Annotated in this window: 26 protein-coding genes; 22 read left to right on the top strand and 4 right to left on the bottom strand. The window is 36.2% G+C overall.

Annotated elements, in window-relative coordinates:
* The first annotated feature begins 220 nt into the window (after window positions 1–220).
* From MHH64_RS17400 to motS, 3 genes are all read left to right on the top strand, one after another.
* A complete protein-coding gene (locus MHH64_RS17400; RefSeq protein WP_251659211.1) occupies window positions 221–349 on the top strand; it encodes an anti-repressor SinI family protein in 129 nt (42 codons plus the stop codon).
* 78 nt (window positions 350–427) lie between these two features.
* Complete coding sequence (locus MHH64_RS17395; RefSeq protein WP_095311112.1) at window positions 428–757, top strand: helix-turn-helix domain-containing protein; 330 nt, start codon at window positions 428–430, stop codon at window positions 755–757.
* A 294-nt stretch (window positions 758–1,051) separates the two neighbouring features.
* Window positions 1,052–1,828: a flagellar motor protein MotS gene (gene motS / locus MHH64_RS17390; RefSeq protein ID WP_095311114.1), complete on the top strand. Its 777-nt coding sequence runs from the start codon at window positions 1,052–1,054 to the stop codon at window positions 1,826–1,828.
* A gap of 335 nt (window positions 1,829–2,163) precedes the next feature.
* On the opposite strand, the gene MHH64_RS17385 is transcribed toward motS, so the two are convergent.
* The 3 genes from MHH64_RS17385 to MHH64_RS17375 are packed head-to-tail and all read right to left on the bottom strand — an operon-like array spanning window position 2,164 to window position 5,619.
* Complete coding sequence (locus MHH64_RS17385; RefSeq protein ID WP_095311118.1) at window positions 2,164–2,907, bottom strand: amino acid racemase; 744 nt, start codon at window positions 2,905–2,907, stop codon at window positions 2,164–2,166.
* Between the two features lie 29 nt (window positions 2,908–2,936).
* Window positions 2,937–4,412 (bottom strand): UDP-N-acetylmuramoyl-L-alanyl-D-glutamate--2,6-diaminopimelate ligase, encoded by a 1,476-nt coding sequence (locus MHH64_RS17380; protein WP_303448180.1) that lies wholly within the window; start codon window positions 4,410–4,412, stop codon window positions 2,937–2,939.
* Between the two features lie 22 nt (window positions 4,413–4,434).
* Window positions 4,435–5,619 carry a carboxylate--amine ligase gene (locus tag MHH64_RS17375; RefSeq protein ID WP_095311121.1) on the bottom strand — a complete coding sequence of 395 codons (1,185 nt, stop codon included), beginning with the start codon at window positions 5,617–5,619 and terminating at the stop codon, window positions 4,435–4,437.
* A 318-nt stretch (window positions 5,620–5,937) separates the two neighbouring features.
* Here MHH64_RS17375 and MHH64_RS17370 point away from each other — a divergent pair, with 318 nt between their 5' ends.
* Both MHH64_RS17370 and MHH64_RS17365 read left to right on the top strand, forming a co-directional pair.
* The gene (locus MHH64_RS17370) at window positions 5,938–6,447 is read left to right on the top strand and encodes a VanZ family protein (protein WP_340002106.1); all 510 of its coding nucleotides are present in this window, start codon (window positions 5,938–5,940) and stop codon (window positions 6,445–6,447) included.
* A 133-nt stretch (window positions 6,448–6,580) separates the two neighbouring features.
* The gene (locus MHH64_RS17365) at window positions 6,581–6,745 is read left to right on the top strand and encodes a hypothetical protein (protein ID WP_158586267.1); all 165 of its coding nucleotides are present in this window, start codon (window positions 6,581–6,583) and stop codon (window positions 6,743–6,745) included.
* Window positions 6,746–6,781: 36 nt separating this feature from the next.
* Here MHH64_RS17365 and MHH64_RS17360 read toward each other — a convergent pair whose 3' ends face one another.
* Complete coding sequence (locus tag MHH64_RS17360; protein WP_118889655.1) at window positions 6,782–7,438, bottom strand: YigZ family protein; 657 nt, start codon at window positions 7,436–7,438, stop codon at window positions 6,782–6,784.
* 169 nt (window positions 7,439–7,607) lie between these two features.
* Between MHH64_RS17360 and MHH64_RS17355 the strand changes: the two genes are divergently transcribed.
* From MHH64_RS17355 to MHH64_RS17275, 17 genes are all read left to right on the top strand, one after another.
* Entirely contained in the window at window positions 7,608–8,738 is a 1,131-nt protein-coding gene (locus MHH64_RS17355) for a sensor histidine kinase (RefSeq protein ID WP_095311125.1), read from the top strand.
* 174 nt (window positions 8,739–8,912) lie between these two features.
* On the top strand, window positions 8,913–9,605 hold the full coding sequence (locus MHH64_RS17350) for a response regulator transcription factor (protein ID WP_095311127.1): 693 nt from the start codon (window positions 8,913–8,915) through the stop codon (window positions 9,603–9,605).
* Window positions 9,606–9,878: 273 nt separating this feature from the next.
* Window positions 9,879–10,721 carry a DegV family protein gene (locus MHH64_RS17345; RefSeq protein WP_118889656.1) on the top strand — a complete coding sequence of 281 codons (843 nt, stop codon included), beginning with the start codon at window positions 9,879–9,881 and terminating at the stop codon, window positions 10,719–10,721.
* Window positions 10,722–10,803: 82 nt separating this feature from the next.
* Window positions 10,804–12,210: a DEAD/DEAH box helicase gene (locus MHH64_RS17340; protein ID WP_340002105.1), complete on the top strand. Its 1,407-nt coding sequence runs from the start codon at window positions 10,804–10,806 to the stop codon at window positions 12,208–12,210.
* Window positions 12,211–12,212: 2 nt separating this feature from the next.
* Complete coding sequence (locus MHH64_RS17335; protein ID WP_303448176.1) at window positions 12,213–12,893, top strand: ComF family protein; 681 nt, start codon at window positions 12,213–12,215, stop codon at window positions 12,891–12,893.
* 39 nt (window positions 12,894–12,932) lie between these two features.
* The gene (locus MHH64_RS17330; RefSeq protein WP_095311136.1) at window positions 12,933–13,358 is read left to right on the top strand and encodes a TIGR03826 family flagellar region protein; all 426 of its coding nucleotides are present in this window, start codon (window positions 12,933–12,935) and stop codon (window positions 13,356–13,358) included.
* A 139-nt stretch (window positions 13,359–13,497) separates the two neighbouring features.
* The gene (gene flgM, locus MHH64_RS17325; RefSeq protein ID WP_095311138.1) at window positions 13,498–13,758 is read left to right on the top strand and encodes a flagellar biosynthesis anti-sigma factor FlgM; all 261 of its coding nucleotides are present in this window, start codon (window positions 13,498–13,500) and stop codon (window positions 13,756–13,758) included.
* Window positions 13,759–13,779: 21 nt separating this feature from the next.
* Window positions 13,780–14,268 (top strand): flagellar protein FlgN, encoded by a 489-nt coding sequence (locus MHH64_RS17320; protein WP_340002104.1) that lies wholly within the window; start codon window positions 13,780–13,782, stop codon window positions 14,266–14,268.
* Between the two features lie 13 nt (window positions 14,269–14,281).
* Window positions 14,282–15,793 carry a flagellar hook-associated protein FlgK gene (gene flgK / locus MHH64_RS17315; RefSeq protein ID WP_340002103.1) on the top strand — a complete coding sequence of 504 codons (1,512 nt, stop codon included), beginning with the start codon at window positions 14,282–14,284 and terminating at the stop codon, window positions 15,791–15,793.
* Between the two features lie 9 nt (window positions 15,794–15,802).
* Window positions 15,803–16,696: a flagellar hook-associated protein FlgL gene (gene flgL, locus MHH64_RS17310; RefSeq protein WP_340002102.1), complete on the top strand. Its 894-nt coding sequence runs from the start codon at window positions 15,803–15,805 to the stop codon at window positions 16,694–16,696.
* Window positions 16,697–16,871: 175 nt separating this feature from the next.
* Window positions 16,872–17,435, top strand: a complete 564-nt coding sequence (locus MHH64_RS17305; protein WP_340002101.1) for a DUF6470 family protein — start codon at window positions 16,872–16,874, stop codon at window positions 17,433–17,435.
* Window positions 17,436–17,451: 16 nt separating this feature from the next.
* A complete protein-coding gene (fliW, locus tag MHH64_RS17300; protein ID WP_095311146.1) occupies window positions 17,452–17,895 on the top strand; it encodes a flagellar assembly protein FliW in 444 nt (147 codons plus the stop codon).
* Window positions 17,896–17,899: 4 nt separating this feature from the next.
* A complete protein-coding gene (gene csrA, locus MHH64_RS17295) occupies window positions 17,900–18,124 on the top strand; it encodes a carbon storage regulator CsrA (protein WP_095311148.1) in 225 nt (74 codons plus the stop codon).
* A gap of 78 nt (window positions 18,125–18,202) precedes the next feature.
* A complete protein-coding gene (flaG, locus tag MHH64_RS17290) occupies window positions 18,203–18,556 on the top strand; it encodes a flagellar protein FlaG (protein WP_095311150.1) in 354 nt (117 codons plus the stop codon).
* A gap of 17 nt (window positions 18,557–18,573) precedes the next feature.
* On the top strand, window positions 18,574–20,097 hold the full coding sequence (locus MHH64_RS17285; RefSeq protein WP_303448173.1) for a flagellar hook-associated protein 2: 1,524 nt from the start codon (window positions 18,574–18,576) through the stop codon (window positions 20,095–20,097).
* A 26-nt stretch (window positions 20,098–20,123) separates the two neighbouring features.
* Window positions 20,124–20,525 carry a flagellar export chaperone FliS gene (gene fliS, locus MHH64_RS17280; RefSeq protein WP_095311153.1) on the top strand — a complete coding sequence of 134 codons (402 nt, stop codon included), beginning with the start codon at window positions 20,124–20,126 and terminating at the stop codon, window positions 20,523–20,525.
* The gene (locus MHH64_RS17275) at window positions 20,525–20,878 is read left to right on the top strand and encodes a flagellar protein FliT (RefSeq protein ID WP_095311155.1); all 354 of its coding nucleotides are present in this window, start codon (window positions 20,525–20,527) and stop codon (window positions 20,876–20,878) included. Before fliS ends, MHH64_RS17275 begins: the two co-directional genes overlap by 1 nt.
* Window positions 20,879–21,054 lie beyond the last annotated feature (176 nt).

Here is a 21,054-nt window from a genome sequence, read left to right as displayed (position 1 = left end):
ACGGATAGCGTGCGAAATAAGTAACAATTTTAATTTCTTATACTACAAAACTAGTGTCTATATGACAAAACAAGTCACCCAATTAATGCTAAATATATAGTAAAATATGCTTATGTATTGATTGTTATAAGTAATCGCGTTTGAGGTTGAGGCAGGATTTTTAGTCAAAAGCCTTACTGGTAATAACTAAATTATCTGGATTAGTGATGGAGGCGGAATTGTGGATAAGGTAATTGAAATTGTTGCGTTTGATCAAGAATGGATTACATTAATAAAAAGTGCGAAAAAACTAGGTATATCGTTAGAGGAAGTTCGGCAGTTTCTGAATAGTGCAAGTAAAAAGATATAAGTTTGATTTAATTTTTGCTAACAATAGAACTCTTCACCGTAATTATGATATAATTCGCAGAGAAAGTAGGTGAAGAACTTGATCGGTGAAAAAATCAAACAATTACGAAAAGAAAAGCGGATGACGATTTCAGAGCTTGCTGAAAAAGCGGGAGTAGCGAAGTCCTATTTAAGCTCGATTGAGCGAAACCTTCAGTCAAACCCATCGATCCAGTTTATCGAGAAAATCAGTCAAGTGTTAGGCGTTTCTGTGAACGATTTGATAAATGATAGTAATTCGATAGTTGAAACAGAGTTAGATAGTGAATGGATGAAAATAGTAAAAGAGGCAATGGAGTCTGGAGTTTCTAAAGAACAATTTAAGGAATATCTTGAATTTAATAAATGGCGACAAGAACAAGATAAATAGGTCACCTAACCGTTTAGCACCGTGCTTTACGGTTTTTTGATGTGCAACGTAATACACGTTCCCTGCTCTTGTGAAATAAGAAGCTTAAGTAACCATTAAATACCCAATGAAGAAAACGCATAAGATATATATTGAAATCTTTAAAGATTGGACTCCATATTAACTTTGTAAGATTATTGCCGATATAAATAATATATAGCAAAGGTGTACAAACGGTTATAGAAATTGAACTTTATAGCTTGAAGCGTATTTTGATAAACGATTAATCTAGATTTTTTACGGAGGAAAGCATTAATGAAACGTAGAGAAACTAGGAAACGGAATGAGAGAGGTACACCGAAATGGATGGTTACATACTCAGATATGGTTACCCTAATTCTCGTTTTCTTCATTTTATTATTCTCCATGTCACAAATTGATTTGAATAAATTTAAAGCGATATCGCAATCTTTTCAAGATAGAATGATACTTGATTTTTCTTCATCAGCTGTGCCGATGGATAATCCAACAGAGCAAATTAACCAAGATGATGATTTGGGGGAAATGCCGAATGAATTTGAATTTCCATCACAGGATAAAGAGGTGATGAATCAAGAAGAGGCAGAAAAGGAAGATCCATTAAATGGTTTATTAGAAGATATCGAATCCTATTTGAATGAAAATGATTTAAATGAGGTTATTACCGCTAATAGAACAGAACGAGGCATTGTATTAGTGTTACAGGACAGCATTTTTTTCGAATCTGGTGAAGCAGACATTCTAGAAGAAGGGGAGCCCTTTTTGCAAGAAATCGGCTATCTGCTTATGGAAATCCCTAATGAAGTAAAGGTTGAAGGGCACACGGACAGCCGACCGATGAGCAGTTTTCGTTATCCATCAAACTGGGAACTATCTGGTGGGCGAGCAAGTAGTGTCGTACGGTATTTGATTGAGGAGTTTAATATTGATGAATCTCGCTTTTCAATAGCTGGATATGGTGAGACAAGACCGAGAGTACCGAATGATACAGAAGCGAACATGCGGGAAAACAGAAGAGTGGAAATAATTATCTTGAATACAGGTGAGGAATAGATTGTTTCCATTTGAACTGTAAAGGTATCAGCTTATAGATTATAGGTATAATGAAAAAGGCTATGATATTGTATCATAGCCTTTTCGTTTGACTTGTCTTGGAGAATTTACATGTGCGGATTCTTAAGATTTACTTCATACCATTTCTTATCCAATGATTCAGTTTCCGCTATGGCTTTCATGCTGGCGTTTGGAAAAATCTTTTTGACATTTTCAACTTCACTATCAGTTAACCTTAATTCTCTATGGTACGTACCATCCTTGAAGGAGTCTCTAATGAAAGATTCGAACGTTACATTCTGGCTTAATTTCAACACAATTTAATTCCCCCTAAATTACGGATTACTAATGGTGTGGTGACGATTTAAAATGGAGCTCTTAAGTGATTTTCCAGATAAGATAATTGAATTTTCTACAAGGACTTCCATCGGGTCTACACAATATTTTTTAATCTCAGGATCTAAGTAGACAGAAGATAATTCTGTACAACCTAAAATTACAGATGAACAATTTTCATTTGTAATCAGATGTTGAATCATATCCTCCAACTCATAAGGCTGATAATTAACATCTGCTTTGATGTTGTAGATCGTACGCATAATTCTTTGTTGATCGAATTCACTCGGGTGATACGGCCTAAGGTTAAAATTCAAGCATTCTCTTTCATATATACCAGTAGCAATTGTGCCATCTGTAGCTAAGATACCAACTTTACTATTCTCTCCATATCTCTTGTTAATAAACGCTGCAGTTTCACGGACCATATTAATAATGTTTACTTTTGTCATATTTTGCATTTGTTCATAAAAATAATGCGATGTATTACAAGGGATAGCTATATTTTCTACTCCTGCCTTTTCCAGAAGTTCAATATCTGGTTTGACTGCATTTAAGAAAGACAATTCTTTACCTTCTAAAATAGCCTTGGTTCTATCTGGCAATGTAGCATGGTTAAGAATAATCATATCGATATGATCTTGGTCTTTGGATGCAACCGTATTTTCTATTATTTTCTCAAAAAAAACTTTTGTGGCTAAAGAACCCATTCCGCCAATCACACCTAGCTTTTTGTCTGTCATTATACCACCACCGGTTATTAAAATATTTATTAGAGTGAAACTTTTTCAGCTAAGGCATCTAAAATAATTTCTTTTTCATTAAAAGGAATTTCTGTATCTCCTATAATTTGTGTTGTCTCATGCCCCTTACCAGCAATTACGATCATATCATTGTCTTTGCTAATACGGATTGCATGCTGGATTGCTTTTTCTCGGTCTGGTATTGCTTCAAAGTCACCATTGTTACGAATGATAGCTTCTGTTGTTTCATTTATCATAATGGATGGATTATGTTGTTTTGGATTATCAAGTGTCACAATAGAAAAGTCAGCAAATTCAGCTGCAACCCTACCCATACCTTGTCGTTTTTCTGTTCCATTCTCACTTGTATCAGCGTATACGCCAAACACTAATATGATTTTTCCTTTAACGAAGGGTCTCATAATACTTAATGTTTTTTGGAGTGCGTCTTCCGTGTGTGCAAAATCGACAATAACTTTGAAATCATCTTTTTCATAGATAACTTCAAATCGTCCTTGAATTGTTTTGATATTGTTTATACCCGATTGTATTACTTCCAATGGAATACCATTACTATAAGCACATGCAATAGCTGCTAGGCTATTGAGCACATAAATATCCCCAGGTAAATTTACTTTAATTCTTACACTGCCAGTCGGGGTATTAACTGTATATAGAGTATGATCGAAAGCATAATGGATATCCGTTGCACAGATATCTGCTTTACTATGAATACCATACGTGATTAACTTTGGATTATCGTTCTTAACCATTTCAATCAATTGTTGTCCATAGTAATCATCGGCATTTATAATGTTGTAATCGCTGGTCATTTTGAACAACTTTGCTTTTTCCCCAAAATACTCCTCCATATTTTTATGGAGTTCTAAATGGTCAGGTGATAGATTTGTAAAAATTGCCGTATTGAACTTACTATATGCTACACGCTGTAGGCTTATTGCATGGGATGATGCTTCCATAATACAATTATCGATCTTTTCCGTGACCATTTCTGAGAAGAAATATTGAAGATCTAATGACATAGGCGTTGTGTTTTTATTTTTAACTACTTTATTATTCATCACGGTTCCTAGTGTACCAATAAGCGCAATGGACTTTCTTGCTTCTTCATAAATAGATTTAACAAAATAAGTAGTTGATGTCTTCCCATTTGTCCCTGTTATACCAATCAAATTTAGGTTTTCTGTAGGATTATTATAAAAATTACTGGAGACATTTGCTAACGCATTTCTTGAATTAGCTACTTTTAAAACGGTTATCCCTTTATCAACTGTTATCGCTTTTTCAGAGATGATAACCGAAGCCCCCTGTTTAATTGCATTATGAATAAAAGCATGTCCATCAAATTGAAAACCAGAAATCGCAACGAATATACCATCCTTTGTAACGTTTCTAGAATCGTAGGCAATTGCTTTAATATCTTTATTTAAATCACCTTGAACTATATCAAACTGCATGCCCTGTATAATGGATGTTAATAACATAATTGAGCGCTCCTTTTATTACCTATCGTTTTGTAACTTTATGAAATACTTTTCCGAACAAATTTGCAGCAAATGAAAATGCAGGCTTCGGATCGTTCCAGTCCCAGATTGCATATGCTTTTGGTCTAAATAAAGATTTAAGAACCGTCATCGCTGACAGTTGACCAGTCTTAATATAATCTTTAACTGCTAACATATCTTCATAAAAATACCAAAATGCTGTATTTGTATTATGATTTACAGCTTTTGGTTCAAGAGGTTGTCCAGTAAGTTCCATATACGTAATGTATGGGAAGTTTAATCCGACTTTGTACAGTAAACTATTCAGGTTTGTAATCCTAGCATTAATTTCAATTAGGTAATAATCACCTGTTTCTGCATCTTTTTTAAATTCGATTTCGGCAAAGCCTTTAAATTTTATTGCTTCTAAAAAGTTAGCCCCTAATTCATATAGCTCCGGTACATGTTTTTGAACGGTATAGACAGAAGCCCCAAAATTAATTGGATATTGACGAAGTTTTCTACATGTAGTCCAATGGGTTACTTTAGCATCTTGATTAAGATATGCATCAAAGGTATACATATGATCATCAAAACCAGGGATGATTCGTTGGATGATAACTTCAAGATCAGCATTTTTTGCTAGCTCTATTTTTTCTTCCAGCTCTTCCATTGAGTGCACTTTAAATAATTTTCTTCTAAACTTCTTTACAAAGTTAGGGGAGTCTACTGGCTTAACTAAACACGGAAACTTAATAATACTTTCGACCTTTTCATGAAAGTTTTCTGTGTCAATCGTTAGTGTTTCAGGAACTTTCATACCTTTTTCCTCTGCTAACTGATGTAGTTTGCCTTTATCCATTACCGTTGTATATAGCCCTTGTTCGGTTTGCGGGATTAGGTAATATTCACGAATCTCATCTAAATAAGCGTCAATAGCTTCCACATATGAATCGTGACAAGGTATAAGAACTGGTTTCACGTCCTGTGACTTTGCATAATCAATTAAAGCATCAATAAATTCTTTTGTTTCATTTTGATAGTGAGGGACAATTAGCTTTTCCGAAACATATTTTGATTCAGCTGCATATCTATTCTCTTCTGAATAGTCCACTGCAACAGTGTGTATGCCATACTTTCCCAAACAGCGAATAGTGCTCAGTCCTAAATAGTAGTTATTTCCTAAAATTACAGCTTTATTATTCATTACTTTCGACTCCTTAACAGAATACGTTTGCGTATATTATTTACTTGTTATATGTCAATAGGTGTTAATATAATATGTTCATAGATTATTAATTATAAAGGTAACTAATCTTAATGTCTATATGAGTATAGTTGATTCTCGACAAAGTTCGCTTGCATATTCAACTTACAATGAAGAGAAATAATGTGTTTTTATAAAAAAAAAGCTATATAAAGCGTTATTGTTAAAAAACTATATAAATTGTGCGGGTTTACATTATAATTACCTTATAATAAATTTTCGCGGGGATTGTATTTTTTTGGGAGGTTTGGTAGATTAATGATGACAAAGTACTACTATTGGGTTCTCCCAATCAGTTGGATGTGTATTATATTTTTTTCTTCAGCAACTCCATATGAGAAGCAGGACATTAAACCATTCCTGAATAATATGGTAGATTTAAGTTTTTTAGAAAGTATAGTGGGTTGGATATCTTTTACGTTTAATAAATCGGTTATAAGTGTGGATACACTTGGTATAAATGGCTTTGTCGAGTTCTTTATACGTAAGGGTACTCATGTGACGGTATACTTTTTATTAGTTTTGTTTTTTTACCTTGCTTTTCGAAAAACTATTGAGAATACAAAGCGTTGGCATTGTCTCGTTTACTCTTATCTGCTGACAGTTCTATACGCTATATCAGATGAGATGCATCAGGGGTTGACGCCGAATCGTACCGCTTATATTGGCGATGTTGGATTAGATAGTTTAGGTGCGTTGCTTGCAGTACTTGTAATTGCATTGTGTTGGAGGAAAAACAGAAGAACAGACAGAAATGTTAAATTTTGACGAAAGATATGATGAACGGAATTTTATTTTTTTATTTTCGACACACTTCGACACCGTTCTATGTAAAATTATGCTACAGTTCTCATTAAATGTAAAAACATAACCTAGAAAACAAGTAAAAGGCGGGAATTTGATGAAAGAGCAAGAAAAGTATAAAGAAATGCTAAGCAAGATGATCGATGAAACAGAGAAGAAAAAAATAATTAGTTCAGAAGATTTAATTAAAAAGCTAATTAGTGAGCTTTCTCGTAGTGAGCGTTTATCAAAATATACACATTCCCAAGTTATAGCAAAATAAAAAAACTGCATCCTCATGCTTGAGAACGCAGTTTTTTTATTCAGCTTCTGTTTCGTTCGATGTAACATCAATTTCAATGTATTTTTGATCGATTGTTTTTAATTCTGCTTGCCCGTTTGTTAAATCAATCATCCAATTTTGAAATGCTTCTGCCTCATCTTGTTTCACGTACACAATAAATTCAACATTTTCCACATAATTTATTGTTTCAAGAAGATGCTCGGAATTTCGGAGTTCATTTTCTGTTTTGCCAAGTAAAGTATAATCGACTGTAATAGAAAAACCTTGCATCAGTTTTCTTCTTACAATGCCGGTTGCTTTAATCGCCTGAGAGGTTGTACCACCATATGCACGAATTAATCCGCCTGCTCCTAGCTTAATGCCACCGAAGTATCTTGTGACGACAACAGCAGTATCCTTCAACTGTTGTTTCTTCAGAACCTCTAACATCGGCACTCCAGCTGTTCCGCTTGGCTCCCCATCGTCATTTGCCTTTTGAATTTGGTCATGCTCGCCGATAATATATGCTGAACAGTTATGTGTAGCATCTGCATGCTTTTTCTTAATTTCTTGTATAAATTCATGGGCAGCCTCTTCAGTTTCTACTCTACGCACATAACCAATAAACCGCGATTTTTGAATGATTAATTCATCATTTCCATTCTTTTTAACAGTTAAATAGCTTTTTAGCATCTTGATTTTCTCACCTCAAACGAACATGATAGTAGATGTATCGTCTTTCTAAACGTTAAAAAAATAAAAAAATATCAATTACCAGATGAAATTTACGGTTAAAAGGGAAAAGACCCTTTAAAAAATAAAACGATGTACGTATAATTATAACACAGGTTGGTGGGGAATGATGAGTGTAAAAATAACTGAGAAGGCTTTGGATCATGTTATTGATGATATGGTCGAAGTTGTGGAAAATAGTAAAGATGAGATTTTTAATATTAGTGAAGAAGCACGCAAGGAGCACGACCACCTTGTTTTGGAACTGAAAGAAACGAAAGAAAAAGTGCTGCAGCATATTGAAAATGGGGATAAGTTAGAAGAACGCGTACGATTTTCAAGGAAGCGGTTAGCAGAGGTTAGTAAATACTTCGAGCGCTATTCTGAGGAAGATATTCGCGAAGTGTATGAAAATACCCATCTCATGCAAACCAATTTGGCTATTTTACGTCAGGAAGAAAAAGCTTTACGTGATAAACGAGACGAATTAGAAAGAAGGTTAATTACGTTAACTCATACGATCAATCGAGCAGAGGGTTTGGCTGGGAAAATTTCTGTTATTCTTAATTATTTGCAGGATGATTTTAGACAAGTAAATGAAATGATTGAAAATGCTAAGGAAAAACAGGAATTTGGTCTTAAGATAATTGAAGCGCAAGAAGATGAACGACGAAAAATATCCAGAGAAATTCATGATGGACCAGCACAAATGCTTGCGAACATTTTACTTCGGTCTGAGATTGTTGAACGAACTATTCGTAATGGTTCGATGGACGATGCGATAGAAGAAATTAAAAGTGTTCGAAAAATGGTACGTTCCTCATTGTATGAGGTAAGAAGAATCATTTACGACCTTAGACCAATGGCATTAGACGATCTTGGACTTGTGCCTACCATGAAAAAATACGTTGACAGTATTTCAGACTACAGCAAAGTACCGATAGAGTTTTCAGTCTTTGGAGAAGAAAAGCGACTTAATTCAAAATATGAGGTTGCATTTTTTAGATTAATGCAAGAATCCATTCAAAATGCAATAAAACATAGTGAAGCTAGTCAAATTCAAGTGAAGTTAGAAATACGTAGAAACAGCTTAACAATGGTTATTAAAGATAATGGAAAAGGCTTTGATGTTAGCTTGAAAAAGGATAAATCTTTCGGTTTAATTGGGATGCGAGAAAGGGTGGAAATGTTAGAAGGAGAGTTACATATTCAGTCCTCCCCAGGTAAGGGGACAGCGATTATCATAAAAGTTCCCTATTAATCAGGTTACGTATATAATAGGTTATATAGAATTATTGATGCAAATAAAATGAATGAAACATGCATCATTAATCTCATAAAAGAAAATTCATATATAGAGAAAGAAAAATGATCTGTCATAATCATAATAGGGCGTAAAAGAACTAGTATTTAGTATGTGGGAGGAATAAAGGCAATGAATACAGAGAAAAAAATTAGCATTGTATTAATAGATGATCACAAATTATTTCGTGAAGGTGTAAAAAGAATACTAGATTTTGAGCCATCTTTTGAAGTAGTAGCTGAAGGTGATAATGGTGCAGTAGCGTCTAAACTGGTTAAAGAGAACAATCCGGATGTTGTCTTAATGGATATAAATATGCCGGAAATAAATGGAGTGCAGGCGACTGCTGATTTAGTAAGATACTTTCCAAATACGAAAGTAATTATTCTATCTATTCATGATGATGAAAGCTATGTGACACATGCATTGAAAACTGGAGCACAAGGCTACTTATTGAAAGAAATGGATTCCGATTCATTAATTGAAGCGATTAAAGTGGTCAGTGATGGCGGTTCTTACTTACATCCGAAAATTACACATAATCTAGTGAAAGAATATCGACGTCTCGCTAGAGAAAACAGTTCAAGTATCGCTGATAAAGGTATTGAATACCGCAAACCATTACACTTGCTTACAAAGCGTGAATGTCAGGTATTGCAGTTACTGGCCGATGGCAAAAGTAACCGTGCAGTAGCTGAAACCTTATACATCAGTGAAAAGACAGTAAAGAACCATGTAAGTAATATTTTACAAAAAATGAATGTAAACGATCGTACACAGGCAGTAGTTTCAGCTATCCGTAAAGGTTGGGTTGAGGTCATCTAGCTGCATTGTTCTTAAAATACCCTGATGGCACTGATCATCAGGGTATTTTTTCGTGTGTATCTATAGGGTAATTATGATTGAACGACTAATCCGCGAATTTTCGATAAAAAGAAATACCTCTTTGCATGCATCATCAACAAAATTGCGCTCCTAGATAGGTTTTCTACCAATCTCAAAACATACATGAGAAGAAACTGAATAACAAGTGCTTTTTAGAAAAAGTTGAGGTAAAATAAAAAATGACATAAATCGTATTAGAGGTGAAGATAGGTTATGAAAGTTGCTGTAATGACAGATAGCACAGCATATATACCTGCTGAAATAAGAGAAATAGCCAATGTTCATATGGTTCCGCTTAGCGTTGTCTTTGGAGATAAATCCTATGAGGAAGAAATAGATATTACAACAGAGGAATTCTATCAAAAAGTAAGAGAAACAAAGCAATTACCAAAAACCTCACAACCTTCCATCGGATATGTAACGACCAAATTAGAAGAGCTAAAAAAAGATTATGATGCAGTTGTGTCCGTCCATCTATCCAGTGGCATCAGCGGGACGTATCAAACAGTTATTAGTGCTGGAGAAATGATAGATGGGATTGATGTTTATGCATATGATTCCGAAATGAGTTGTATGGTACAGGGTTTCTATGCATTGGAAGCAGCAAAAATGGCTGAACAAGGGAAGGCAGTTGGGGAGATTATTCAACGATTAGATGAGATGAAAGAAACCATGAAAGCTTATTTTATGGTAGACGATCTAACTAACTTGCAACGTGGTGGCCGTCTTTCAGGTGCCCAGGCATTGGTTGGAAGTCTCTTGCAAGTAAAGCCAATCCTCCATTTCTCTGAAAAACTTATCGTACCATTTGAAAAAATTCGTACACGTAAAAAGGCGATCAACCGAATTATTGGGATGCTTGAGGAAGATGCCAATAAAGGAAAAGACCTTTCTGTTGTTTTCATCCATGGTAATGATGAAGCATCTGCACTGGAACTACGAGATGCATTTTTACAAAAGTATCCTTCGATGGAAGCGACAATTAGCTATTTTGGACCTGTTATTGGCACCCACCTAGGCGAAGGGGCTATCGGTGTTGGTTGGTATGTGAAATAGTCAGCTGACCAATATAAAAAATAATCGTCATTTCCAGCCGTGAGTCTGGGAATGACGAAATCATGAGAAAGAGAGTGAATTCATGGCAAACAAAATTACGATAAAACAGGATGAATACCACTTGCATTTCGCTGGAAAATTATTATTAAGAAGAGAAATACCTCTAGATGATACAGCCTTCAAACAGTTACTTGCAACGAAACAATTTACTCCGCTAAAACCCATCAAAGAAAAAAACTTCCATCTTCATTGCGAGCGATGTGGCAATGAAAAGTCCTCTCTTTTTGGAAAGTTTCCGTGTACTCAATGTGAATCTACCCATGTTTACTGTCGTAAATGTATTGAGATGGGGAGAGTTAGTGAATGTGAAAAACTTTATTTGTGGACAGGCGAAAAGCCGATTTGGCCGCGGCATGAAAGTCCTTGTACATGGGAGGGAAGTCTTACAGCTGCGCAACAAAAAGCTGCTGATCGTATTGTTAGTGCTATCCGTATAAATGAAAAGGAAACGCTTATTTGGGCTGTATGTGGGGCTGGTAAAACAGAGATGCTATTTCCAGGCATTACAGAGGCGTTAATATGCGGGAAGCGCGTTTGCTTAGCCACACCACGAGCTGATGTGGTGAAAGAATTATACCCCAGACTGCAACAGGCATTTCGAGCAGTAACGATCCAAGCATTGTATGGTGGTAGTTTAGATAAAGCTGGAACAGCTCAGCTGATTATCGCTACAACACATCAATTACTTCGTTATCAGGAAGCATTTGACGTCATAATCATTGATGAAATCGATGCGTTTCCATTTCACGCAGACCCGTCCTTGCCATATGCTGCAAATCGAGCCAAAAAGTCCGAAAGTGCTACGGTTTATTTAACGGCTACGCCACGCAGTAAACAGCGCAAACGAATCCAACGTAATCAATTACCACACATATTCGTCCCACTTCGCTTTCACGGCAAACCTTTACCTGTCCCCAAAGCTAAAATGTGCTTTAGTTTAAAACGTGATCTCCAAAACTTAACAATTCCAAAAACAATTATAAACTGGTTGAAAAACCGGAAAAACCCAGGCAGACAGCTATTGATATTCACTCCAACAATTATGCTTGCTGAAAAATTGCAAAAACCATTTGAAATTCTCCTGCTGCAAACTGGATTACTACATTCAGCTAAGCAGCTGCAATCTGTCCATGCCCAAGATCCTGATAGGGGAATAAAAGTTCAAGCTTTCAGAGAAAAGGAAATAGTTGCTTTGATTACGACAACCATTTTGGAACGTGGGGTAACATTCCCTTCTGTCGATGTTGTCATATTGGATGCGGGGCATGATGTCTTTGATGAAGCGGCACTTGTACAAATTGCTGGAAGAGCAGGAAGGAGCCCGGATGATCCGACGGGGGAAGTAATCTTATTCCATCAAGGGAAGACAGAAGCTATACATGAAGCCATTACTTCTATAAAAGAAATGAATAAGAGAGGAGGATTTTAAGAATGGATTGTATAGCTTGTCAAAGTGAGATAATTATGCAGATTACCTGGGCTAATTTATTTCAGTTGTCTCTGCCTCGCCCTATTTGTGATGAATGTGCAGCAGGTTTAAATCTGTTAGGAGGAAAGCAATGTAAAAAGTGTAGTCGTCCGTCGATAGAGAAAATTTGTTCAGATTGTCTGTGGTGGGAGCAGCAAGAAGAAATGAACACTATTGAATTTAATCACTCCATATTTTCCTACAATGAAAAAATGAAGGCAATTGTTGCAACCTGGAAGTATCGGGGAGATTATGTGCTAGGAGAAATATTCCGAGATTATGTCTCCAAAGCTTTTCGAGAAAGGTTTTCTTTTTTGGGAAAAGAGTCCCTAGCAGTCCCAATTCCATTAAGTGGAGAACGAATTTTGGAGCGGGGGTTTAATCAAGCACTCCAATTGTGCGAGTTCTTACCAATTGAGCACGCAGGCATCCTCTCGCGCATTCATGGAGAAAAGCAGTCAAAGAAAACGAGACACGAACGAATTACTTCAGAAAACCCATTTTTTATAAAACAACCTATTAACAAAGCTGTCGTACTTGTCGATGATATATATACAACAGGTACAACTTTACGTCATGCAGCTCAATTATTAAAGCAGCATGGATGTCCGACTGTGTATGCATTTACACTGATTCGAGGATAGCTTTTAGGTGTGCTATAATTATGGAAAGTGGGAATAAATATGGCTGAGTTAGCTAATTGTGTCCGGTGTAATACGGTTTTTGTAAAAGGGTTGCGTGATATTTGCCAGAACTGTTATAGAAAAGAAGAGGAAGCATTTCAAACAGTCTATCGTTTTTTAAGAGAAAGAAAAAACAGAGAGGCAACATTAATTGAAATCATCGAAGCTACTGGAGTAGAAGAATCGTTGATTATCAAATTTATAAAGGAAAAACGACTTCTCCCGTCTGATTTTCCAAAGCTTGCTTATCCATGTGAAAAATGCGGAAATGAAATTACTTCTGGAAAGCTATGCATTTCATGCACGGAAGAATTAAAAAATGATTTAACGGCATATGAAAAAACAGAAAAGGTTATGGAAGAAGCACGTAAAAAAAGTTCATCTAATATTGATACGTATTATGCAATCGATAAGCATAAAAAATAAATATGACTTTGCTGTTTCAGTACTGGCGATAAATCAAACTAAAAGTATTTAATAAGTTGACTAAGCTGCCGATAAATAAATAGAGAGAAATGATGATCGTTGAAATAAATATTTAAAACAAAACGGGGTGAAGTTCAGGATGAAGATAAATGGTCCAAATCAAACAAATTTTAATCCTTATAAGCAGCAAATACAAAAACAATCTGAACTAACAAAAGGGACGAAGCAAAAAGATCGCATCGAAATTTCCAACGAAGCAAAGCAGCTGCAAGAAAGTGGAAAAACGAATGAAAAACGAGCAGCTTACGTTCAAGAAATTAAACAGGCAGTTGATTCTGGAGAATATAAAGTGAACCCGGAGAAAGCAGCGCAAAAGATGCTGCAATTCTGGTCGAAATAATAGCGTAAGGAGGACTGGAGATTGTCCGCAGACACAATAAGAGAGTCATTGGAAAAGTTAGTTCAAATTCATACAGATTTATTAGCTGTTTCTGAAGACAAGACACGTATCGTAAAGGAAGGCGCCATTGAAAATCTGCAAAAGCTTCTAGTGGAAGAACGAAAACAATTACGACTATTGGAACAAGCAGAGAATAAGAGGCAGCAAGCTGTAAGTAACTGGTGTACATTGAATCATATTCAAGCAGAGGATGCTACGATTACAAATATTTTAAAGCACATCACGCTTGAAAAGGAGCAAGTCAAACTTGAAAATGCAGCAACAAAGCTTACAGAACTGATTACGAAGCTAAAACAGCAAGAGCAGTTGAACCAAGTTTTAATTAGTCAGTCAATGCAGTTTGTCCAAGTGTCACTTGATTTGATGAGTCCAACATTAAAAAGCATGAATTACGGAGTCAAAAATGAAACCGATGTATCGAATCGGTCCGTTTTTGACTCGAAGGCATAAAGGAGTAAAGCTAATGAGCACATTTCATGGCTTGGAGATGGCAAGGCAAGCCCTTGCCACACAACAAGCAGCACTATATACAACGGGTCATAATATAGCGAATGCAAATACAGAAGGCTACTCAAGACAACGCGTTAATTTTGAAACACTATCAGCTTTCCCAGCTGCATCACGTAATCGTCCGCAAATACCAGGGCAAATGGGAACTGGAGTAGAAGCTGGATCGGTTCAGCGTATTCGCAATCAGTTTTTAGATAATCAATTCCGTGGTGAAAATAGTACTTCGGGATACTGGTCAACAAGAGCAGAGGCATTAAGCCGTATGGAGTCTTTATTAAACGAACCTTCCGATGCTGGTCTATCTAAAACAATGGATCAGTTTTGGCAATCCTTACAAGATCTTGCAGTTAACCCGGAAAATTCAGGTGCAAGATCTGTCGTGCTCGAGCGTGCCCATGCAGTAGCAGATACATTTAATTATATGTCAGAGTCGCTGACCAATATACGCACGGATTTGCAAAAGCAGATTGATGTAACCGTGAAAGATGCGAACACATTGATTGATGGAATCAACGAGTTAAATAAACAGATTAAGCATTTGGAAACACACGGCTATAGTGCCAATGATTTATATGACCGCAGAGATATGTTAATAGACAATCTTTCTGAAATCGTAAGCATTGATGTTTCATACGATAAAAGTCATCTTCCGCCGAATAAACAAGGTGATGGTGTTGCAACGATTAATCTTGTAAATGAAGCAGGAACGTCAATTATGGATACGCCGTTAATTGACGGAGTATCTGGAGTTGCTCAAGCATTTGACGAACCTAACTATGAAACAGCAGAAGGATTACTTGCTGTTACTAACCTTACAATTGGTGGTACAGAAGTTGATATTTTGGCTACAGAAGGTTCACTCAAAGGTCTGATAGATGCATTTGGCTATATGGATGAATCCGGTGAAGTTGTTGGGGATTATCCTGAGATGCTGCGTAACCTGGATAAAATGGCATATGCGTTTGCAACTGCATTTAATGCACAGCATCAGGCAGGTAAAATTGGTGATGAAAATGGAGCTGCATTCTTTACTGAATTTGGCACGGAAGAAGATGCTTATATTGGTGCAGCTGGGGCAATTTCGGTATTGCTTGAAGATGGAAGTCAAATAGCAACGAGTACAACCGGCGATTCTGGTAATGGGGATAACGCATCGATGTTAGCAGATGTTTTCAACAAGAGTGATGCTACATTAGATGGTGCGAGTATTAAAAAGTACTATGAATCTGTGATTGGAGACCTTGGCGTAACAGCTGAGCATGCAAACAGAATGACAGAAAATACAAACACACTGTTAGGACAAGTGCAGAACCAGCGTCTGGCTGTAAGCTCAGTTTCGTTGGATGAAGAAATGTCGAATATGATTAAATTTCAACATGCATATAGTGCTGCTGCAAGAAGCATGACAGCAATGGATGAAATGCTGGATCGAATTATAAATAGTATGGGATTAGTAGGAAGGTAGGAGATTTGAATGCGTGTGACACAGGGAATGATTTCGAATAATATGCTCCGTAACTTAACGAATAGTTATGGGAAAATGGATACGTATTTGCACCAGTTGAGCACCGGTAAAAAGATTAACCGTCCTTCTGATGACCCAGTTATTGCGATGAAAGGCATGAGCTACCGCACAGAGCTTGTAAGAGTAGAACAATATATTCGGAATACAAATGAAGTGCATAATTGGATGGATAATACCGATACAGCACTTGATAAAGCTACTTCTGCAATGCAGCGTATACGAGAGCTCGCTGTACAGGCAAGTAACGGGACATACGATAAAGAAGAGCTTGTTAATATCAGTGAAGAAGTAAAGCAATTAAAAGAACATATGATTGAGATTGCAAATACAAATGTAAATGATAAATATATCTTTAATGGTACAAAAACGGATACAGCTCCAATAAATCAAGAAACTGGTGCAGTTGATTTTGACAATTCCCCTGTATTAATTGAAGTTTCCAGTGGAACAGCATTAAAAGCAAATGTTGACGGAAATGAAGTTTTTGGTGGTGAACCAAGTATTTTTGATGCGATTGATACATTTATTGAAAAGCTTGAAGCGACTGGTGATAGTGATTTAGATAATGAGGCTATTGATGCTAGTATCGCTGAATTGGATATTGGTATAAATAACATCGTCAATGCCCGTGCAGAGCTTGGAGCACGCATGAATCGCTTGGAGCTGGTCGAAAATCGTTTAAGCGAACAGGAAGTTATTGCAACACAGACCATGTCACAAAATGAAGACATTGATTACGCAAAAGCAATTACAGAATTAATTACCCAAGAAAGCCTGCACCGTGCAGCGTTATCAGCAGGAGCAAGAATTATCCAGCCATCTTTAGTAGATTTCTTAAGATGATAACAAAAGCATAATTGTCCTTGCAGGCTCAGTACGCAATGTCCTGTATGTCGTTGGATGCTAAGCTGGACGGACGTAAAACATAAGCCCTGGCCCGTTATAGGGTTCAGGGTTTATGTTGCGTTTAAACTATTTTCAGTAAAATATGGTCTTAGATAGAAGGAGTGCGCTGCATATGCAAATTCCACAAATACGGATGCAATCACAACAGGCACAAATTGAAATTCAAAATACAGATGCAAAACTAGAAATTTCTCAACCGCAAGCAGAACTAAACATTCAACAGCCACAAGCAGAATTATCGATACGAACTACTCCAGGGAAGCTTCGTATTGATCAAACCCAAGCATGGGCAGACTTAAACTTAATGCATATCACCGAGCGAAATGAACGTTTTGCAAGAGAAGGAAAAAATTCACTCATGCATGGGATTGCGAGACGTGCTCGACAAGGTGATGAGTTGATGAAAATTGAAAATGGTGGAGATCCATTAATTAATCAAGCGATTCAAAATAGTTCAGATCCAATGAAGTCTCTTGGAATTAAGTTCATACCTTCTCATTTTTCAGTGAAAACAAGCTATCAGCCAGCTGAAGTACATATCGATGTTCAAACCAAGAAACCAATTATAAATGCAACACCTCGAAGTCCGGAATTTACCTATGAGGCTGGTAATGTCACAACAGGTTTGAAACAAAGGCAGTATCTAAAAATCAGTTTTACTAATTTATATGTATAGGAAAGGACGACTCGAAATGAATATACAAACAAAATATCTAGGGGAAATTGCAATAGATGAACGTAAAATAATTCATTTTTTAACTGGTATTCCTGGGTTTCCTAACGAAAAGGAGTTTGTATTAATGGACTTGCCTGACACACCAATTTTTCAGGTTTTACAGTCTATTAAAACGCCAACAGTAGCATTTATCGTTTCAAATCCATATCAAATATACCCAGATTATTCAATTGAACTAGATGATAATCTTATCGAGAGCCTGCAAATCAAGGAGGTAAAGGAAGTTGCAGTTGTAGCTATTGTAACGTTGAAACAACCTTTTCATTTAAGTACATTAAACCTTAAGGCACCGATTGTTATCAACACAAGTCTAGGACAAGGGAAACAATATATTTTAAATACAGAAGCATATTCTTCAAAAGCACCAATTACACCTCAGTCAGTTGAGAGAGAGGGGTAAAAAAATGTTGGTTTTAACAAGAAAACGAAATGAAGCAATTCAAATTGGCGAAGATATTGAGATTAAGGTACTAGCAATTGAAGGGGATCAAATTAAACTTGGTATAGCTGCACCACAATCTGTTGATATTTATCGTAAAGAAATATACTTGGACATCAAACAGCAAAATAATGAAGCAGCAGGTGTATCTCTAGACCTATTTGAGATGCTTAAAGAAACAAAAGAATAATGAAGTATTTTTATTTAAAGCTTTAGAAAGTATAGGGTGTAACCGATATAAAAAGAAAAAGTTTAGGAGTGCATTGACATGGCGTTAGATAAAGTAATGTCAGCACCTCAATCTCTGCTAAATAACGAATACAACACGAAATTAATAACAGAAATTGGGAGTAAGGGAATAGGGGCAGACACGCATTATAAGGTTGAAGACAAGATAGATAAAAATGAAGTTGACATGGTCGTTCAAAAGCTAAATGAATTTATGGAGCCTATTAGAAGGAACCTTAAATTTGAACTGCATGACAAATTGGATAAGTACTACGTTACAGTCGTTGACTCGAATACGAATGAAGTGATTAAAGAAATCCCGCCGAAAAAAATGCTTGATATGTATGCAGAAATGGCAGATTTTATGGGGATTTTAATTGATAGGAAGATTTAAGGGAGAGGATCAAGAGTATGCGAATTGGTGGATTAGCCAGTGGTATTGATACAGATACGATTATTAAAGATCTGATGAAAGCTGAACGAATGCCTTTGGATAAAATGGAACAGGATAAAATAAAATTTGAATGGAAGCGAGATGCTTTTCGAGATATTAATAAGCAAGTAGCTGAAATTGAAAAAATGATTACCGACATGAGATTAAATAGTAGTATGATTAATGCCAAAACAATCAGTTCTACAATGGGAAATGCAGTAACTGCTACAGGTTCTTCGTCTGCTACCAATGGTTCGTATGAGATTGCAGTAACTCAGTTGGCTAAGAATGCGATTAATGTGAGTACTGGTAAAGTGGGGAAAGATGTTGATCTATCTAATTATGTTGATGAGGAAATAACATTCTATACGTATGGTGAAGCATATACAACAGAAGATGGTACTGAGGTAGCTGAGGGAATGCAAGCGCGAACCTTTACAATTAATGAAGGTGATACATTAAAAGATGTGTTAAAAAAAATAGAAAGTGCAGATAAAAATGTACGTGCTTTTTATGATGAGCAGACACAGCAAGTTGTATTGGAAACGAAGAGGTCCGGGGATTATAATACAGATTCTAATAAATATGGCGGTAAGGAAATCGGATTTGATGACGATTCCTTCTTTACTAATGTATTAAAAATGGATCTAGGAGAAGAACAAGGCGGTACAAACGCCAAATTCACATATAATGGTGTCTTGGAGTTGGAATCAAAAGAAAACAGATACACATTAAACGGTATTACCTTTGAATTCAAAGATACAACAGGAACAGTAGATAATCCTCAAAGCGCCAAACTTACAGTTTCAAATGACGTGGACACTGCTGTCGAGAATATAACAAAACTCGTTACAAAATATAATGAATTAGTGGAATCGTTAAACTCTTCACAGCAAGAGCAGAGATATCGGGATTTCCCACCATTAACAAATGCACAGCGCGAAGAAATGTCTGAAAATGAAATTGAACTTTGGGAAGAAAAGGCAAAAAGTGGACTTCTTAAGGGAGAATCTATTATTACATCTTCTTTATTTGATGTACGCCAAGGTTGGTATCAAACGGTTGAAAATGGTAGTCAATTTAAACTATTAACTGATATTGGTCTGTCAACAACGAAGGATTATTTAGATGGTGGTAAACTCGAGATCAATGAAGGGGATTTGAGAACCGCACTCACAAATGATCCGGAAAGTGTCCAAAAGCTACTGTTAAATAATGTAGAAGGCGAAGGTCGTGGACTATTAAATCGCCTTGAGGATTCTCTTGAAAATACAATCGGCCGAATTGAAAAGCATGCTGGTAAAGGTTCCTATACATCTGAAATGTATACAATCGGTAGACGTATGGATGATCTCGATGGTCGAATCTCTGCATTTGAAGACAAACTTACAAGAATTGAAGACCGATACTGGAGACAGTTTTCAGCAATGGAGCAAGCGATTTCCAGGATGAATAATCAATCCGCAATGCTCATGAATGCTTTTGGCGGAGGAACGATGTAGCTCATTAAGGAAGGAGTGAACGGCTAATGGGAGCAAATAAAGCGTATCAAGCCTATCAAAATAACGCTGTAAATACGGCATCTGGTGGAGAGCTAACCTTAATGCTCTATAATGGATGCATGAAATTCATTAAACAGGCAATGAAAGACGTGAATGACAACAACTATGAAGCAAAAAATAAAAATATCCAGAAGGCACAAAACATTATTCAGGAACTAATGATTACACTAGATCCGAAAATGGAAATATCAAAGCAAATCATGCCTCTGTACGAGTTCATGCAATTTCAGTTGAAAGAAGCAAATATTAAAAATGACGTGAAGAAGTTGGAAGAAGTTTTGGAATTTGTAACAGAATTCCGTGACACATGGAAACAAGTTATTCTAAAAAATCGTCAGCAGCAATTTGCCAAAGGCGAACCGGTATAATGAACAGAGCGGAGCCAGTTTATGAGTTGACAATGCAAATGAAACAACTCTTAAATCAGGAGATTACAGGTAAAACAAGAGAGTCGATAATTGAACAGTTGACAGCATTAATTACACAACGCGGAATTGCTATGAAAGCATTAAATCCACCATATACTGAAGCAGAAAAGCAACTTGGTAAAGAACTTATGCAAGTTAATGAGGAAATTCAATCGAAAATGCAGATGCTATTTTTGGATTTAAAAAAAGAAATGAAGCAGGTCAAAATGCAGAAAAAATCAAACCAGTCCTATACGAATCCTTATAAAAATGTCCAAACAATGGACGGAATGTTTATGGATAGCAAAAAATAATGGGTGATGGCGTGTACAATGTACACGTCATTTTTTATTTATATATTAACTTTAATATTTTTTTGTAAATTATATTAATAAAATGTAAATCTCCTAATGCTTGATATCATGCGGTTTACAGATGATTTTACAAAAAACAGCAAATTTTCCGGAAGGTTTAAACAGGAAAAGTTGGT

This window comes from Oceanobacillus sp. FSL K6-0127, from assembly GCF_037983385.1.
Lineage (GTDB): Bacteria > Bacillota > Bacilli > Bacillales > Amphibacillaceae > Oceanobacillus > Oceanobacillus profundus.
The sequence above is the reverse complement of the archived record's forward strand: the minus strand, read 5'-3'. Positions and strand labels throughout refer to the sequence as shown.

Bases quoted from the DNA above. Each gene is read 5' to 3' on its own strand.
- motS (WP_095311114.1), top strand. From the start codon at position 1,052: ATGAAACGTAGAGAAACTAGGAAACGGAATGAGAGAGGTACACCGAAA.
- MHH64_RS17385 (WP_095311118.1), bottom strand. From the start codon at position 2,907: ATGACAGACAAAAAGCTAGGTGTGATTGGCGGAATGGGTTCTTTAGCC.
- MHH64_RS17380 (WP_303448180.1), bottom strand. From the start codon at position 4,412: ATGTTATTAACATCCATTATACAGGGCATGCAGTTTGATATAGTTCAA.
- MHH64_RS17375 (WP_095311121.1), bottom strand. From the start codon at position 5,619: ATGAATAATAAAGCTGTAATTTTAGGAAATAACTACTATTTAGGACTG.
- MHH64_RS17370 (WP_340002106.1), top strand. From the start codon at position 5,938: ATGATGACAAAGTACTACTATTGGGTTCTCCCAATCAGTTGGATGTGT.
- MHH64_RS17365 (WP_158586267.1), top strand. From the start codon at position 6,581: ATGAAAGAGCAAGAAAAGTATAAAGAAATGCTAAGCAAGATGATCGAT.
- MHH64_RS17360 (WP_118889655.1), bottom strand. From the start codon at position 7,438: ATGCTAAAAAGCTATTTAACTGTTAAAAAGAATGGAAATGATGAATTA.
- MHH64_RS17355 (WP_095311125.1), top strand. From the start codon at position 7,608: ATGAGTGTAAAAATAACTGAGAAGGCTTTGGATCATGTTATTGATGAT.
- MHH64_RS17350 (WP_095311127.1), top strand. From the start codon at position 8,913: ATGAATACAGAGAAAAAAATTAGCATTGTATTAATAGATGATCACAAA.
- MHH64_RS17345 (WP_118889656.1), top strand. From the start codon at position 9,879: ATGAAAGTTGCTGTAATGACAGATAGCACAGCATATATACCTGCTGAA.
- MHH64_RS17340 (WP_340002105.1), top strand. From the start codon at position 10,804: ATGGCAAACAAAATTACGATAAAACAGGATGAATACCACTTGCATTTC.
- MHH64_RS17335 (WP_303448176.1), top strand. From the start codon at position 12,213: ATGGATTGTATAGCTTGTCAAAGTGAGATAATTATGCAGATTACCTGG.
- MHH64_RS17330 (WP_095311136.1), top strand. From the start codon at position 12,933: ATGGCTGAGTTAGCTAATTGTGTCCGGTGTAATACGGTTTTTGTAAAA.
- flgM (WP_095311138.1), top strand. From the start codon at position 13,498: ATGAAGATAAATGGTCCAAATCAAACAAATTTTAATCCTTATAAGCAG.
- flgK (WP_340002103.1), top strand. From the start codon at position 14,282: ATGAGCACATTTCATGGCTTGGAGATGGCAAGGCAAGCCCTTGCCACA.
- flgL (WP_340002102.1), top strand. From the start codon at position 15,803: ATGCGTGTGACACAGGGAATGATTTCGAATAATATGCTCCGTAACTTA.
- MHH64_RS17305 (WP_340002101.1), top strand. From the start codon at position 16,872: ATGCAAATTCCACAAATACGGATGCAATCACAACAGGCACAAATTGAA.
- fliW (WP_095311146.1), top strand. From the start codon at position 17,452: ATGAATATACAAACAAAATATCTAGGGGAAATTGCAATAGATGAACGT.
- csrA (WP_095311148.1), top strand. From the start codon at position 17,900: ATGTTGGTTTTAACAAGAAAACGAAATGAAGCAATTCAAATTGGCGAA.
- flaG (WP_095311150.1), top strand. From the start codon at position 18,203: ATGGCGTTAGATAAAGTAATGTCAGCACCTCAATCTCTGCTAAATAAC.
- MHH64_RS17285 (WP_303448173.1), top strand. From the start codon at position 18,574: ATGCGAATTGGTGGATTAGCCAGTGGTATTGATACAGATACGATTATT.
- fliS (WP_095311153.1), top strand. From the start codon at position 20,124: ATGGGAGCAAATAAAGCGTATCAAGCCTATCAAAATAACGCTGTAAAT.
- MHH64_RS17275 (WP_095311155.1), top strand. From the start codon at position 20,525: ATGAACAGAGCGGAGCCAGTTTATGAGTTGACAATGCAAATGAAACAA.